General features: G+C 41.8%; 10 protein-coding genes and 2 tRNA genes. 1 reads left to right on the top strand and 11 read right to left on the bottom strand.

What is annotated here, in order from left to right:
* Nucleotides 1-89 precede the first annotated feature (89 nt).
* From B9T19_RS00585 to yegQ, 4 genes are all read right to left on the bottom strand, one after another.
* Nucleotides 90-1013, bottom strand: coding sequence for an AEC family transporter (locus B9T19_RS00585; protein WP_094566676.1), 924 nt, complete (start codon nucleotides 1011-1013; stop codon nucleotides 90-92).
* A 54-nt stretch (nucleotides 1014-1067) separates the two neighbouring features.
* A complete protein-coding gene (gene mqo / locus B9T19_RS00580) occupies nucleotides 1068-2564 on the bottom strand; it encodes a malate dehydrogenase (quinone) (protein ID WP_094566675.1) in 1497 nt (498 codons plus the stop codon).
* A gap of 16 nt (nucleotides 2565-2580) precedes the next feature.
* Nucleotides 2581-2973 (bottom strand): cupin domain-containing protein, encoded by a 393-nt coding sequence (locus B9T19_RS00575; RefSeq protein WP_094566674.1) that lies wholly within the window; start codon nucleotides 2971-2973, stop codon nucleotides 2581-2583.
* A gap of 621 nt (nucleotides 2974-3594) precedes the next feature.
* The gene (gene yegQ / locus B9T19_RS00570; RefSeq protein ID WP_094566673.1) at nucleotides 3595-5043 is read right to left on the bottom strand and encodes a tRNA 5-hydroxyuridine modification protein YegQ; all 1449 of its coding nucleotides are present in this window, start codon (nucleotides 5041-5043) and stop codon (nucleotides 3595-3597) included.
* 607 nt (nucleotides 5044-5650) lie between these two features.
* Here yegQ and clcA point away from each other — a divergent pair.
* Nucleotides 5651-6958 (top strand): H(+)/Cl(-) exchange transporter ClcA, encoded by a 1308-nt coding sequence (clcA, locus tag B9T19_RS00565; RefSeq protein ID WP_094567338.1) that lies wholly within the window; start codon nucleotides 5651-5653, stop codon nucleotides 6956-6958.
* 244 nt (nucleotides 6959-7202) lie between these two features.
* Here the strand turns inward: clcA and B9T19_RS00560 are convergent.
* The 7 genes from B9T19_RS00560 to B9T19_RS00530 all read right to left on the bottom strand — a co-directional run bounded on the left by B9T19_RS00560 (nucleotide 7203) and on the right by B9T19_RS00530 (nucleotide 15403).
* Nucleotides 7203-7278: transfer RNA gene (locus B9T19_RS00560), tRNA-Val, on the bottom strand.
* 140 nt (nucleotides 7279-7418) lie between these two features.
* Nucleotides 7419-7494, bottom strand: a tRNA-Val gene (locus B9T19_RS00555).
* Between the two features lie 156 nt (nucleotides 7495-7650).
* Complete coding sequence (locus B9T19_RS00550; RefSeq protein ID WP_094566672.1) at nucleotides 7651-9021, bottom strand: amidase family protein; 1371 nt, start codon at nucleotides 9019-9021, stop codon at nucleotides 7651-7653.
* Between the two features lie 89 nt (nucleotides 9022-9110).
* Nucleotides 9111-10058, bottom strand: coding sequence for a cyclase family protein (locus tag B9T19_RS00545; RefSeq protein WP_094566671.1), 948 nt, complete (start codon nucleotides 10056-10058; stop codon nucleotides 9111-9113).
* A 470-nt stretch (nucleotides 10059-10528) separates the two neighbouring features.
* Complete coding sequence (gene carB, locus B9T19_RS00540) at nucleotides 10529-13738, bottom strand: carbamoyl-phosphate synthase large subunit (RefSeq protein ID WP_094566670.1); 3210 nt, start codon at nucleotides 13736-13738, stop codon at nucleotides 10529-10531.
* Between the two features lie 11 nt (nucleotides 13739-13749).
* Nucleotides 13750-14265: a carbamoyl-phosphate synthase domain-containing protein gene (locus tag B9T19_RS00535; protein ID WP_094566669.1), complete on the bottom strand. Its 516-nt coding sequence runs from the start codon at nucleotides 14263-14265 to the stop codon at nucleotides 13750-13752.
* A gap of 400 nt (nucleotides 14266-14665) precedes the next feature.
* Complete coding sequence (locus B9T19_RS00530; RefSeq protein WP_233146751.1) at nucleotides 14666-15403, bottom strand: murein L,D-transpeptidase catalytic domain-containing protein; 738 nt, start codon at nucleotides 15401-15403, stop codon at nucleotides 14666-14668.
* Nucleotides 15404-15414: the final 11 nt, after the last annotated feature.

Genomic DNA, 15414 nt, shown 5'->3' with positions numbered 1-15414 from the left:
GGGTTTTACTAATGAACTGATATCGCTCACTCAACTAATAAATATGGATATGGCGTAATCTCAGAAAAATCAGATGCTTTTCAGATTCTTTAAATAAGATCGACAATGGTTACACCAATGATAATAGAGACTAATGCCATTAACGTACTCAATAATACCGTCCCGGCAGAAGTATCTTGATACGCCTGATTGCCTACCGCTAATGCCGGTACTGCTGTTGCTGTGGGCAATACACCGATTAAGAAAGCTGATTTTAATAACTCCCCCTCTAAGCCGAGAAGTAACCCTGTTCCTAAAATCAATGCCCCTTGAACAAAGTTTTTCACAAAGACGTTGAAGATAATCTCCACATTAGCACGCAACTTAATACCGGAGATCAATAAGCCTAAGAAGAAGAGCGCTACCCCACCCGATGTTTTACCAAGTTCATTAACGGAATTTTGTGCAATTTCCGGAAGTTTAACTCCCATAATCGCTAATACTGCCCCTAAAATAGGAAGGAAAACAAGCGGTTGTGATACAGCATGCCAAATACTCTTCAACATGCCCCCTTTATTACTATTTGTACTGATCATCATCAATGTGAAAGGAATAATAAAGACCGTATAGATCAAATTTCCCATCACCATTGCAATCAGACCCGATGATCCAACGGTCGCAAGAAGAACCGGTGGCCCACAGTACGCCATATCAGGAAAGGAGACGCAGAGTGCCTGCATTGCGGCATCTTTTTTGTTATGTTTAAAAAAGAGCTTCCCGGCAGCAAAGCCCACAACATAAGTCACCACTAATCCCACCGCTAAAGCGAGCATATAATCCACATCCAACAAAACCTTTGGAGAGGATTGAATCGCCGCTAAAAAGAGGGCAAATGGAAGGGCAATCTTTACAACAAAATCCGCAAAAGCTTGAGTATACTCTCGTTTCACAAATCCGGTCTTACCAGAACCCCAGCCGACTAATAAACCCAAAACAATCGGCCCGAGAGCCGCTAATATTGTATGTAATATCATGGTTTTGAACCTTTATCTCTATTGATAATTTTTAGATTGATGGCAAGACAAGCATTAAATAAACTCTAAATTGAGGATTTTTGCTGTTCTTTGACGTGTCTCACGACAGGCATCAGCATCTACTTTTAGATCGATACCAAAGGTTGGAATGATCTCTTCAAGCTTCTTCTGCCAACCATCTGCTAATTGCTGACTAAAGCACTTCTTAAGAACATTTAGCGCAATAAAAGCTGCGGTTGATGCTCCGGGGGAAGCACCTAAAAGTGCAACTAAGCTCTCATCTTCACTACTCACAAGCTCAGTACCAAATTGTAAGATTCCCTCTTTCTCTGGTTTATCTGGTTTAATGATCTGAACACGTTGTCCGGCAATGACCTCAACCCAATCATGCGGTTTTGCTAAAGGATAGAATGCCTGAAGCTCACCGAACTGATGGTGATGGGTCTGTAACACTTGTCCGATAAGATACTCCACCAAGCCCATATTATCCTTTGCAACATCAAGCATCGGCAGAATATTACCCGGACGAACAGATTTAAAGAGATCCGCATAGGAGCCATGTTTGAGGAATTTTGTGGAAAAACCGGCATAAGGACCAAATAACAACGATTTTTTTCCACCAATAATGCGCGTATCAAGGTGTGGAACAGACATCGGTGGCGACCCTTTCGCCGCTTTACTATAGACCTTTGCATGATGTTGTTCGACCACATCCGGTACATCACAACGAAGCCAAATTCCCCCAACAGGAAAACCACCATAACCTTTCCCTTCTGGAATCTCTGATTTTTGCAATAGTTCTATAGCACGGCCACCAGCACCAATAAAGACAAACTTCGCAGAGATTACGCGCTTCTCATGGGTATCGAGATCTTTAACCGTCACCAACCACTCGCCATTACTATCACGTTTTAGATCTTTAACTTCATGCTTGTAATGCAATGTAAATCCCGATTGTTGCTCAAGCTCGGAGATAAGAATATGTGTTAATGCACCATAATCGACATCGGCACCGGTGATCATTCGTGTCATTGCGATCGGTTGATTGCGATCTCTTCCCTCTGTAATGAGAGGTGTCCATTTAGCAATCTGATCAAAATCCTCAGAATACTCCATACCGTGATAGCAATGATGCGCAGACATCTCATCGAAACGTTGCTTAAGATATTTGACACTTTCGGCATCTTGCACAAAACTCATATGAGGACATGAGTGGATAAATTCACCAGGATCTTTAATCTTACCTTTATTGACGAGATAGCTCCAAAATTGACGTGAAATATCAAATTCGGTATTTACCTCTAACGCTTCACTAATATCGACAGTCCCATCTGCTCGTTGTGGTGTGTAATTCATCTCACAGTTTGCAGCATGACCAGTCCCCGCGTTATTCCATGAGTAGGAGCTCTCTTTGGCACAATCATCAAGGCGTTCAAAGAGCGTAATATTGAGCGCAGGATCAAGTTCTTTAAGAAAAGTCCCTAAAGTTGCACTCATAATCCCGGCACCAATTAAGACAATATCTGTCTTCTCACTCACATTTTTATTCATCAATCGACTCCTTATCTTATTGATTACTTAATGGTTTAAAAGTTAAATCACTCTTTTCATCATAGACAACATAAGCACGACGCCATGGTTCATCATCCACTAAACGCCACTTATGACCGGTACCGGTATTATCTTGTGCTAATAGAATATCGCCGGGTTTAATCTGAAATGTCTCTCCTGATGCCATCTCAAACTCTAATGTTCCAGAAAGGGTAATCACAAAGCGTGGGACAGGATCTTTATGCCAATCAAATGATCCACCCGAGGTTGTTTCACGAAATGAGAGTTCATTGACCGCAATGGGAAGACCGATAAAATCACCACGTTCCCCCTCTTTCATCACCAATGTTCCCTCTTCAAAATGGGAATTCCCATCCTCACCTGTCCACATACGTACACAACGGATCATCTGCTATCTCCTTTAAAAAAGACAATTAAAAGCTTAAAAATATAAAACCTTAAATTAAACCTTAAATTAAACCTTAAATTAAACCTTAAATTACTAACACTAGAGTTCTCTATTTAAAATCAAAATCAAATCGTTTCTAGATTCAAAAATTTAATGAATGATCTTATCTAAGAAATTTTAATCTCTTATCTCTATCTATAACAATATTATATTTCTTTTTTATAACAATTTACAGAAATATAACATTATTTAATATACCTTTATTTGAACATCTTCTGATATAGATCTCTTGTTAGTAATAATCGAAACCTCTCGATCATCGCTAATACTTTCTGATAATTGCTAATAGCGACTAAAGCTATGCAAAATAGTAATTGACCTGAGATCTAATTGATCAGATATAATTTTTCATCACTTAATACTCACGACACTTAATACTCATGATTCAATTATCATGGCACAATAAAAAAACCTCGACCATTTAAAGCCGAGGTTTAGATATTCAATTCTATTATAAAATCTAATCTGATAAGATTTAGCTGAATCAAATCAAATCAAATCAAATCAAATCAAATCAAATTAAGTTAAGTTAAGTTAAGTTTAACTCTCAAAATTCTCATCTTAATCAACAGATTCATCACTATCAAGATAGCGTGCAAGCATCGTCATCTCATCAGTTGGACCAATATCCGCCCATACAACATAGGCAGAACCTTTTGCAGAATCGATCACTTCGCCCTTCTCTGTCTTCATTTCACCGAGGATAATATCGCGATTACCATGTTGATGAATCACCTCTAGGCGATCCCCTGTAGAAAAACGATTTTTCGCTTGAAGCTTTGATAAACCGCTCTCAGGATCATATTCAAGCACTTCTGCAACATATTGCTGGCGTGAATGGATCGAATTCCCCGTTAAGTAGTTTTGGTAAGCATGGGGCGCGTGACGCTGCAAGAATCCTTCGGTATAACCACGGTTTGCTAAGCCATCTAATTTTCCATAGAGTTCTGGATTAAACTCTCTGCCGGCTAATGCATCATCAATCGCTTGTCGATAGAGCTGCGTGGTTCGCGCAACGTAGTATGGTGATTTTGTGCGTCCTTCAATTTTTAAGGAGTCAACGCCGATCTCAATCAATTTTTGTACATGTTGAATCGCACGAAGATCACGAGAGTTCATGATATAAGTCCCATGCTCATCTTCACTAATCTCCATCCACTCCCCCTTGCGCTGACCATTCTCTTGAATAAGATAAGGTTTTACTGCTTCAGGATGAGGGGTATATGCCTTTCCTGTTGAAAGATCGGTATAAGCTACCTCATTCATTGCATCTTGAATAAAGGTCACAGGATTGATGCCGATATTAGGATGCTGACTCTCTTCACGATAGATGCGTTGCATATCAGTCCCTACGGGTACCAACTCTCCCTCCGGCGTTTCCGTCGCATCTGTTAAACCATAGTTCCAGCGACAAGCATTGGTACAAGTCCCTTGGTTCGCATCACGATGATTAAAATAACCTGAAAGCAAGCAACGACCGGAGTAAGCAATACAGAGCGCACCATGAACAAAGACCTCAAGCTCCATATCAGGACACTCCTGACGAATCTCCTCAATCTCAGTTAAAGAGAGCTCTCTTGAGAGAATTACTCGAGTTAAACCCTGTTTTTGCCAAAATTGAACCGTCGCACTATTGACCGCATTCGATTGTACAGAAAGATGGATCTCTTGATCTGGAAAACGTTCACGAACCATCATAATTAAGCCTGGATCAGACATAATGAGCGCATCAGGTTTAAGATCAAGTACAGGCGCCATATCATCAATAAAGGTCTTCAATTTACCGCCATGAGGCATCGTATTGACCGCTAAGAAGAACTTCTTCCCTAATTCGTGGGCATAATCGATCCCCATTTTAACGCGTTCGGTATTTCGGAAATCATTATTACGAACACGTAAACTATAACGTGGCAATCCTGCATAGACGGCATCTGCTCCATAGGCATATGCATATTGTAAGTTCTTAAATGTTCCTGCCGGAGCAAGAAGCTCTACTGATCGTTTTGTCATTTAAATAGTTCCTTCCAGGGGAAAGCAGACTGTGCTGCAATCAATTTAAAATTTAATGTGTGATAGAACTCTACTCCTATCGCTAAGTGCAGTATTCTACTACACTATCGAAATATCGGTGATATTTATCTGCAATAGCCGGCTAGATAATCCTCACGTTATCAAGTTAGCGCTCAATAATTCCTGAATAATTTCGCTATATTAATAAACTTTCTTATAATTGAATCAACTTTGTAATGCTTTTGTAATAATTTCACAATAATTTCGTAACATAATTTCGTAATATATTTTGTGGTTATCAGTAATCATCATCAGTAAATTATTAATGAGTTATAAGTGAGTTATAAGTGAGTTATGAGCAATCAATTACGCTGAAGATAATGACGTTAAGTATTTAATATAAGGCAATCACTTCTTAGTAATAGCCTCATAATAGTGATCGAGAATAATCCTCCCTATTGATTACTGGTGATTAATAGTGATTGCTGGTGATTCAATAAATAACTAGCGCTAATAGGAAAAAGCTATCCTACTTCTACAATAAAAAGTAAAAAGGATTCTGAATTTGAACTATCTTAAGAAATTTATCCATAGTGATAAAACCCCAATGCAGATCTTAATTCTTGCTGCGATTGTAGGAATTTTAGTCGGCTTTATAGGTGTCCTCTTTCAACAAGGTGTCGACTATCTCTCACAACTGAGGGAGAGTATTCCTAAACAATACTTCTCTGAGACATGGCAGGTTGTTGCAACAACTTTTGCAATCTCCTTCACCTTGAGCCTCTTTGCTTACTACATTGTTAAAAAGTTCTCTCCAGAGTCGGGAGGATCGGGAATTCCGGAGATTGAAGGAGCACTCCAAGATGTTCGCCCCGTCCGTTGGTGGCGCGTACTTCCGGTAAAGTTTTTTGGAGGCCTGGGGACACTCAGTTCTGGCATGGTATTAGGTCGTGAGGGTCCTACTGTACAGTTAGGGGCGAACTTAGCCGCGATGGTAGGAGCGATCTTTAAAGTTAAACTCTCAGAAAATCGCCACATTCTGCTTGCCTCTGGTGCGGCAGCCGGTCTCTCTGTTGCCTTTAATGCCCCTTTTGCCGGTGTAATCTTTGTTATTGAAGAGATGCGGGAAGAGTTTAAATATGGATTGATCTCTTTTAAAGCGGTACTTATTGGTGCGATTATGTCGACAGTGGTCTACCGTTTTATCAATGGGAATGCCTCCCTTCTTGATGTTGGTGTCTTTGGTTATGCGCCGATGGAGTCTCTCTGGCTCTTTATTGTCATGGGATTCATCATTGGTGTCGTAGGGCTCCTCTTCAATCGCTCCCTACTCTTTCTCCAAGATTGTTTCCAAGCATTCTACAAGGGTAAAACTTATCGTTTTATCTTGATGGGGGGAATCATTGGTGGGAGTTGTGGTGTCATTGCCCTCTACCTTCCTGTCGTTGTGGGTGAAGGCTTCAATGTGATCCATGATTGGACAAAAGGATCATTCACCCTACAGATGATTCTAATCTTCTTCGTGATCCGCTTTTTCACCTCCATTATCTCTTTTAGCTCCGGCGCACCCGGCGGTGTCTTCTCGCCACTTTTAGCGTTAGGAACATTATCGGGGGCATTTTTTGGCGATATTGCAGCGGATCTCTTCCCAACATATGGACTTCATGCCGGTATGTTTGCCATTGCAGGAATGGGTGCTCTCTTTGCCGCAACGGTACGTGCACCACTGACAGGTGCCCTTTTAGTGCTAGAACTCACCAGTAATTTCGCCCTTATTCTCCCGATGCTGATTACCTGTTTGGGCGCAACAATAGTTGCACAGCTCTTCGGTGGCCGCCCACTCTACACAACATTACTGAAGAAGACATTGGCTAAAGAGAATAAACAACTCAAACTTCCACTAGATCAAAACTAACTAAGCAACATAAAAAAGAGAAAATGCTAAAAAATTAAAAAATATAAAAACAAATTCAAGAATTGAAGCGTCAGAAAGCCCTTCCCCTAAAATGGAAGGGCTCTCTTTTAGCGCTTTTTTATCTAATATGATTCCGAAACTATTCCCTGAATATATGATCTTATAATCTTAGATTTTGTTGATCTTAAATTTTTATCTCGAGATATGAAAAAACCCTACAACCGAAGTTGTAGGGTTTCCTATTTGGTGGGTGCTGAGGGGATCGAACCCCCGACCCTCGCCTTGTAAGGGCGATGCTCTACCAGCTGAGCTAAGCACCCAATAGAGTAATGATTATATCTTTACTTATTGGCATCTGTCAATACTATTTGATTTTATTTTTTATCAATTAATATTGAAGCTGCATGATAAACCTAAATTAAAAGAAGCCCTGCTTCAACACAGGGCTTCTCTTACTATTTGGTGGGTGCTGAGGGGATCGAACCCCCGACCCTCGCCTTGTAAGGGCGATGCTCTACCAGCTGAGCTAAGCACCCAAATAGAAGCTTATATGCTTACTCAATTTTCATTGAGTGTCCTGATCGACGAAAGTAAGTATACGTGATTTTTCTCTAGTGTCAAAACTTTTTATGCGCAATATTTCATCAGAGGCTATTTTCTAAACAGAGCTCAACAGAACAGCCCATCATCTCTTAAATCAATCGATCAATCTTTGTTGCTTCATCAAAGAGTAGATCAGGATCTGATCCATTATTAGAGACCATCAGTCCTAACGGCAAACCTTCATCACCGACCCCCATCGGCAATGTAATGCTATCCCACGCTAAAAAATTACCGACAACCGTCAATCTCATCGCTCGCAAATTCTCACGAAAGAATGCTTCATCATCGACCTCTAAAGGCGCTAATAAGGGAGCTTCCATCGCTACCGTCGGCATTAAGAAGATAGTTGAAGAATATTGTTCACGCATCAACGCTAGAATTTCGCTTCTCTTTGCCTTTAATGTTAAATAATCCACTGCACTCATCGAATTAGCCCTTGCCATTCGACTCAAAACACGAGGATGGATCTTCTGCCGGCGTTCATCTTGTAATAATGCTCGATGATAATAGCTCGACTCAGCAGCTGCAAAAGTTCCATAACGATCCATAATATCTGCAACTGCATCTATTGCCGGAACATCAATGCGCTCAATAGTATAGCCCCCTCTCTCTAATTGTAAGAGAAGTTGCTCAAAACAATCGAGGACATCTTGATCGATCTCCCACTTAAATATATTGGTAGGAACACAATAGCGAAGAGGCCCTCCCCCATCAGATCTCTCTGCTGAAATCTGCTCTAATAATTGAGGTGGCTGTTGATTAAAGAGGCGATAGAGATCGTAACAATCTTGTAATGAAGCAGCGATTGGACCAAAAGTATCTAAAGTTGTTGAGAGAGGCATAATGCCAGCAGTATCTCGGTAGAAATCACCACTAGGCTTATAGCCATAGAGTCCTTGAAAAGCTGCCGGAATACGGATTGAGCCACTCGTATCTGTCCCCATTCCTATTGATACCAAGCCTTTTTTCACGGCAACTGCCGTTCCACTTGATGAGCCTCCGGGGATCCGACGTTCGCCGGAAGTCGCAGCATTTGCAGGTGTTCCTAAGCCAGGATTAATCCCTAAAGCTGAGTAGGCAAATTCAGACAATCCAACCTTTGCTAAATTAACGCCACCTTGAGCGCTATAAAAGGCAACCGCAGCAGCATCCCGCTCCGCTACCGGAGCATCGAGATAAGCAAGGGAAGAAGCCGTTGTTCGAGTGCCGGCAATATCAAAAAGATCCTTCCAGACAAGCGGAACACCATCAAAGAGACCAAGAGGAGTACCTTGCGCCCACCGCTCACTACTTGCAGCGGCCTCTGCTAAAGCACGCTCTCGCAAAATCGCAGTAAATGTTCCCCGCTCATAATGATCACTCTCCGCTTCTGCTAAGAGAGACTCTGTATACGCTAAAGGAGTTGTTTCCCCTACACGGTAAGCCTCATGCAATGCACGTACTGTTCGATATCGCTTCATTATTACTCCCCCCTCTCTAGTCAACTTCTGATCGACTTCTGATCGATCGTAACTCGACCATTTCTCTCTTCTCTACCCACGCTTAACTATTACGCTGCCAATGAATGTTTCAATGGAAAAATTACCGGCTGAATCGGTGCGCCTGTCGCCCCTTTAATCGGCATCGCTCTTCCAATAAAAGCCATCTCATAGACTCGATCACGCGCTAGCTCTTCAAGATTGAGAACTTCTAAAATAGTCACGCCCGCCTCTGCAAAGAGATAGGTATGTACCGGGAAATAATTATCAGGCTCTGCAGATGGTGTCTGCTCAAGTGCGATATTATCAGCACCTATAATCATCGCACCTAATCCTACCAAAAATTGAGCACCCTCGATATTAAGGCCGGGAGAATTATTTAGATAGAGTTCTCGATCGGGCCAAACTGTCATCTGCCCGGTGCGAATCATCACAATATCACCTTGCTGTATCGTAACGTTCTGTAGCGCTATCGCTTTTTCAAGATCTGCTTGCCCAATGCCGTAAGATTCAGGAAGTCGATCAACCCCTAAAGCTCCAGCAACATCTAATAGGACTGCTCTTGCACAGATAATGGGGAAGTTTTCTGGACCACATTTATTCCAGTGACGACTCCCTAAATCCTCTGCTTCTGAATAACCATTCCAGATCTGATCCCCATAACCAAAGTGATTCAAGGTATCCATATGTGTTCCACAATGGGTATACATTGTAAATGCATCTCCTGAATAGCCAATAAGTTGCTTCGACTCCTTGCTTACCGGCATCAAGTCATCATTCACATTCCCCTTGGGTGTATGGGTCATCCAGATCTGGAAAGAGGGGTCTCCTGCACCAGCCCATGAAGGCATACCGATAAAATAATCGACTGAAATATCATACGATTTTATCGGATTGATCGCTTCCATTACCCGCGCCCGACTCTCATCTGTAATCCAGTTAAGACGCCCTATTTGATCATCAGGTCCCCATGGACTCGGTTTAATTTTATACTCTCTTGGTAGATGAAATTGACACATATCCGCTCCTTCAATATTTAACTTTCTGACTTCTATTATTTTTCTCAACAACTCTCCCTATATAACCCGCTAGAACTCGCTATAAAGCTCTATAAAGCTCTATAAAGCTTTTACTTATAGGTGATTAGTCGTTCACTTTTTATAATCTTAATTAATCCATCTGCTAACAGATTATGAAATATGTTGCATGCAACTTTCTCTTTTTTAAAAATTAAGTGAAATAATAATGTAAGTCAATCAATAACTCCCTTATTCCCCATTTATAAAATAATATACTAAAAATCACAAATAACGATATAACCGTGCTTTTCCTCTCTTTTTATAAAAGAAGCGATACTAAAAAACCCTCAAAAATAGTCCATTAAAATGCACTATTTTGAGGATTTTATAACCTACTTTATAATCTTTTAATCAATTTTCAATCGATCTTTAATCGATATTCAGCCAATATTCAGTCGATCTTTTTGTAGTTAGACCTTTAAAGTCTGATGATGCTCTTGAAGAGAGGCGACTTCAAGATGATCTAAATTTGCAACTCCTTCGCTCACCGCTTTGGCCCCGGCAATTGTTGTGTAATAAGGGACACGATGATTTAGTGCGCTCCGGCGGATCTGATAACTTGCTTCGATTGCCTGAGGATTTCGCTCAACGGTATTGATCACCAATGCAATTTCACCTGCTTTAATCATCTCAAGAATCGGAAGATGATCTCCTGCCTCTTTTGCAATCGATGCTACCGGGAATCCCGCTTGATGAAGAAAATCGGCCGTTCCCTCTGTTGCCACTAGAGAGTAACCTTGATCGATAAAGTTTTTGGCGACTCTCTTCAATAACGCTTTATCACGATCTTGTACCGATAAGAAGATCTTCCCCTTTTTAACAAGTCGTTCACCCGCACCTAATTGCGCTTTTAAATAGGCGCTTGAGATACTCTCTCCTATCCCCATTACCTCACCAGTTGAGCGCATCTCTGGTCCTAAAATAACATCCACTTCTGCAAATTTATTAAAAGGAAATACCGCCTCTTTAACAGCGTAATAAGGGGGTTCTATCCCGCTGGTCACTCCCTGCTCTTTGAGGGAGATACCCGCCATGACCCTAGCGGCAATTTTTGCCAACGGAAGCGATGTCGCTTTACTAACAAAAGGGATTGTTCTTGAGGCTCTAGGATTGACTTCTAATAGATAGACGACACCATCTTGAACGGCAAATTGAACATTCATCAATCCCACAACATTGAGCGCTTTAGCTAACGCTTTTGTCTGTTGCTCTATCTCTTTTTGTATATCCCGATTAAGGGAGTGAGGTGGCAAAATGGAGGCTGAATCACCAGAATGAACACCCGCCTCTTCAATATGCTCCATCATTCCACCGATGATAACCTCAACACCATCAGAGACAGCATCAACATCAATTTCAATAGCGTGATCTAAGAAATGATCTAACAAGATCGGCGTCTCTTCAGATACCTCAATCGCTTCCACCATATATTGTGTTAACTCTTCACTAGAATGAACAATCTGCATCGCCCGGCCACCTAAAACATAAGATGGGCGGACGACTAATGGGTAACCGATCTCCTCAGCTAACTGTAGTGCTTCATCATTATGGTGAGCAATACGATTTTCAGGCTGCTTTAAGCCGAGTTGATCCACAATTTTTTGAAAATGTTCCCGATCTTCCGCTAAATCGATACTTGCAGCCGATGTTCCAATAATGGGAACACCATTAGCAGTTAAGGCTTTTGCCAATTTAAGCGGTGTCTGCCCGCCATATTGTACAATCACCCCTTCAGGTTTTTCGATACGAATAATCTCCAAAAGATCTTCTAATGTGAGCGGTTCAAAATAGAGACGATCGGAGATATCAAAATCGGTCGACACAGTCTCTGGATTACAATTGACCATAATCGTTTCAAAGCCTGATTCTCGAAGCGCAAGAGAAGCATGTACACAGCAATAATCAAACTCAATCCCCTGCCCAATTCGATTAGGACCACCGCCTAAGATCATAATTTTACGGCGATCACTCACACGGGCTTCGCAATATGCTTCATAAGTTGAGTAGAGATAAGCCACATCCGTAGGATAACGCCCGGCACAACTATCAACACGTTTATAGACGGGATGAAGTTGATACTCATTTCTCAATGCGCGAATATGGGACTCTTTCATATCTAATAATGTCGCAATACGATGATCAGAGAATCCTTTACGCTTCAATTGCAGTAGACGCTCAAAATTGAGATCTCGCAACTCTTCTCTCTCGAGTTGTTGCTCTTCGACAATCAGATCCTCAATTTGTGCCAAAAACCACGGATCGATTTGGCAATAGTGATGAACTTCCTCCCGGCTCATTCCTAAACGAAAAGCATCGGCAACATAGAGTAATCTTTCCGGTCCCGGCATCGCTAATTCGGCAATCACGCTTGCTTCTGATCTTGTTCGCGGATTAAGCCCTGACAAACCGACCTCTAAACCTCGAAGCGCCTTCTGTAACGACTCTTGAAAGGTTCGCCCCATCGCCATGACTTCGCCAACCGACTTCATCTGTGTGGTGAGCCGATCATTCGCTTTAGGAAATTTCTCAAAAGCGAAACGGGGCACCTTTGTTACAACATAGTCGATTACAGGCTCCACAGTAGCACTAAGAGCATCACCAACAATCTCATTATTGAGTTCATCGAGCGTATAACCCACCGCTAACTTAGCGGTCATCTTCGCAATGGGGTATCCTGTTGCTTTTGAAGCAAGTGCAGATGAGCGGGAGACGCGAGGATTCATCTCAATTACCACCAACTCACCATTCGCGGGATTTACGGCAAACTGAACATTAGAGCCCCCCGTATCAACCCCAATCTCTCGAATAATAGCAAAAGTCGCCTCACGAATCGCTCGATATTCCGAATCTGTTAAGGTCTGTGCCGGTGCAATCGTAATCGAATCGCCGGTATGAACCCCCATAGGATCAAAATTCTCAATGGAGCAGATAATCATAACGTGATCTTTTTTATCCCGTACAACTTCCATCTCAATCTCTTTCCAACCGAGGACTGATTGCTCAACTAATAACTCGTGTGTAGGAGAAGCTTCAAATCCTCGCTCACAAATGGTGATAAACTCCGCTTCATTATGCGCAATACCACCTCCTGTTCCCCCCATAGTAAAAGAGGGACGAATCAATGTGGGGTAACCTACTCTCTTCTGCGCCTCAAATGCCGCCGCCATGGAGTGAACAACAAATGCTTGCGGGCACTTTAAACCGATCTTCTCCATCGCCTCTTTAAAGCGTCCTCGATCCTCCGCCTTATCGATCGCATCTTCTGTGGCCCCAATAAGCTCCACTCCATATTTTGCTAATATCCCATGACGACTGAGATCTAACGCACAATTGAGTGCCGTCTGCCCACCCATCGTTGGCAAAATCGCATCGGGACGCTCTTTTGCGATAATTTTAGCAATTGTCTGCCACTCAATCGGCTCAATATAGGTGGCATCTGCAAGCTCCGGATCGGTCATAATCGTTGCCGGATTAGAGTTGACAAGGATGACGCGAATCCCCTCCTCCTTAATTGCTTTACATGCTTGCGCACCTGAATAATCAAATTCACAAGCTTGGCCGATAACAATAGGGCCGGCACCAATAATAAGAATCGATTTTAAATCTTGACGTTTTGGCATGATGCTCCCCCTTATGCCTCTAATGGATGATTACTTAAATTAGAAAAAGTGGTCAGAAGAGTGGACTCTCTCTTGGCAAAAGATTGTGCGGCCTTCTCTTGTAGCTCTCGATCACTATAGTTGCCGGTGATAATACAGCTTAGTAGAGTGCCGGCACTTAATGCGCGTTGACTCAATTCCCGAGTATCGATCCCGGAGAGTGCGATAATATTTCGTCGCCGCAAAAGATCAGAAAAAGATTCCCGACTTCGAAAATGGGAGGGAATAAGAGAGAGACTTCGCATCACAACAGCAGAGGGCGCTATCGATGCAAAACGATTATCCTGATCATTGATTCCGGTATTTCCGATATGGGAAGTAGTAAAGGTCACGATTTTACCGGCACAAGCAGGATCTATTAAAGCTTCCTGATATCCTGTGGCATTACGATAAAAAACCAATTCCCCGATCACTTCACCTTCAGCGCCAACACTCTCTCCTCTAAAAATTGAGCCATCTGTTAATACCAATGCCGCAGGATTTATCATTTCTCTTCTTTCTCCATCTCTATATTGTATTGTGTTTTAATTAAGCTCTGATTGAACTCTGATTGAACTCTGATTGAACTTTGACTGAGCTGTGATTGAGCTGTACTTTCATTTCACGCTTTATCATTTCACTTTTTTAGGGCAAAAAAAAACACGTCCCTCTCAAAGATGAGAGTTTTACGTGCTTTTAGACAATCAATGCTTCATGCCTTAGAAGCATTTCATCATAACGAGATCCCTTTTCTTATACAATATTTTTTCACCGCTATTGCGGTAAGCTCTTTTTTTTACAGAAAGTTTTTTTAAGTCTTATGCTAAATCCCCTATCAAATGATGAGAAAAAAGCCAGAATAGTAGGTCAAATAGCAGATGCTTTACCACTTAATAACGCTCACCACGCTTACTCTAAATAGTAAGCCCAAAGTAATACCGGCTTCTCTTTATGCTGCAATAACTGATCAACTTTCACCATCGTACCATTATCGATCACAGGACATCCTTGGCTAAATCCCATCGGCAGATAAGCAGGATATTGCTCCTCATCAGGAATCATCTCAAAAGAATGCAGAACAATATAACGTTCAAAAGCCTTATCATTCGTCGGTTCTAAACCATGCATCTTATAGTGAATATTGATCCCCCACCGACTCGGCGCACGCGCCCCAATACGATATTTCCCAAGGGAAGAGGCGTAACTATTGGGCGTATTACTAAAGACAATCTCTTGATTGCTACTCTCAAATCCTTGATTACCATAACCATGGGCGACAAGACTCTCAATCTCAACGCGATTGTCTGTAAAATTCCAAACAAAGAAACGATTCTTCCCAGAATGACGACCATAATCGATCAAAATCGCATGTTCCAAATCAAAATCATGTGCTTTCGCATATTGATATGCCTCTAATGCACGAGCTTCCAGATCTACTGGGGAAAAATGTGGATCCCTCTCTTTCTCTATCTCCACCGGCGATGTCTCACCTGACTCAAAATATTTCGGCAATAACCATAAACGATCATGAAAATAGAGCGCTGTTCCCACAAGAGAGATGAGAAGAAGCAGAAGTAGCGCTCCTCCCACTCTTTTAAGAGAATGGTAAGAGGCGCGATGGGAATCTTTTTTATCGATATGTTTCACATAAAACCTTA

It is taken from the genome of Ignatzschineria sp. F8392 (assembly GCF_002252045.1).
In the GTDB taxonomy this organism is placed as follows: domain Bacteria; phylum Pseudomonadota; class Gammaproteobacteria; order Cardiobacteriales; family Wohlfahrtiimonadaceae; genus Ignatzschineria.
This window is presented reverse-complemented; position numbering and strand designations above follow the sequence as displayed.

Excerpts from the sequence above, each read along its gene's own strand:
- B9T19_RS00585 (WP_094566676.1), bottom strand. The coding sequence starts at position 1,013 with ATGATATTACATACAATATTAGCGGCTCTCGGGCCGATTGTTTTGGGT.
- mqo (WP_094566675.1), bottom strand. The coding sequence starts at position 2,564 with ATGAATAAAAATGTGAGTGAGAAGACAGATATTGTCTTAATTGGTGCC.
- B9T19_RS00575 (WP_094566674.1), bottom strand. The coding sequence starts at position 2,973 with ATGATCCGTTGTGTACGTATGTGGACAGGTGAGGATGGGAATTCCCAT.
- yegQ (WP_094566673.1), bottom strand. The coding sequence starts at position 5,043 with ATGACAAAACGATCAGTAGAGCTTCTTGCTCCGGCAGGAACATTTAAG.
- clcA (WP_094567338.1), top strand. The coding sequence starts at position 5,651 with ATGCAGATCTTAATTCTTGCTGCGATTGTAGGAATTTTAGTCGGCTTT.
- B9T19_RS00550 (WP_094566672.1), bottom strand. The coding sequence starts at position 9,021 with ATGAAGCGATATCGAACAGTACGTGCATTGCATGAGGCTTACCGTGTA.
- B9T19_RS00545 (WP_094566671.1), bottom strand. The coding sequence starts at position 10,058 with ATGTGTCAATTTCATCTACCAAGAGAGTATAAAATTAAACCGAGTCCA.
- carB (WP_094566670.1), bottom strand. The coding sequence starts at position 13,738 with ATGCCAAAACGTCAAGATTTAAAATCGATTCTTATTATTGGTGCCGGC.
- B9T19_RS00535 (WP_094566669.1), bottom strand. The coding sequence starts at position 14,265 with ATGATAAATCCTGCGGCATTGGTATTAACAGATGGCTCAATTTTTAGA.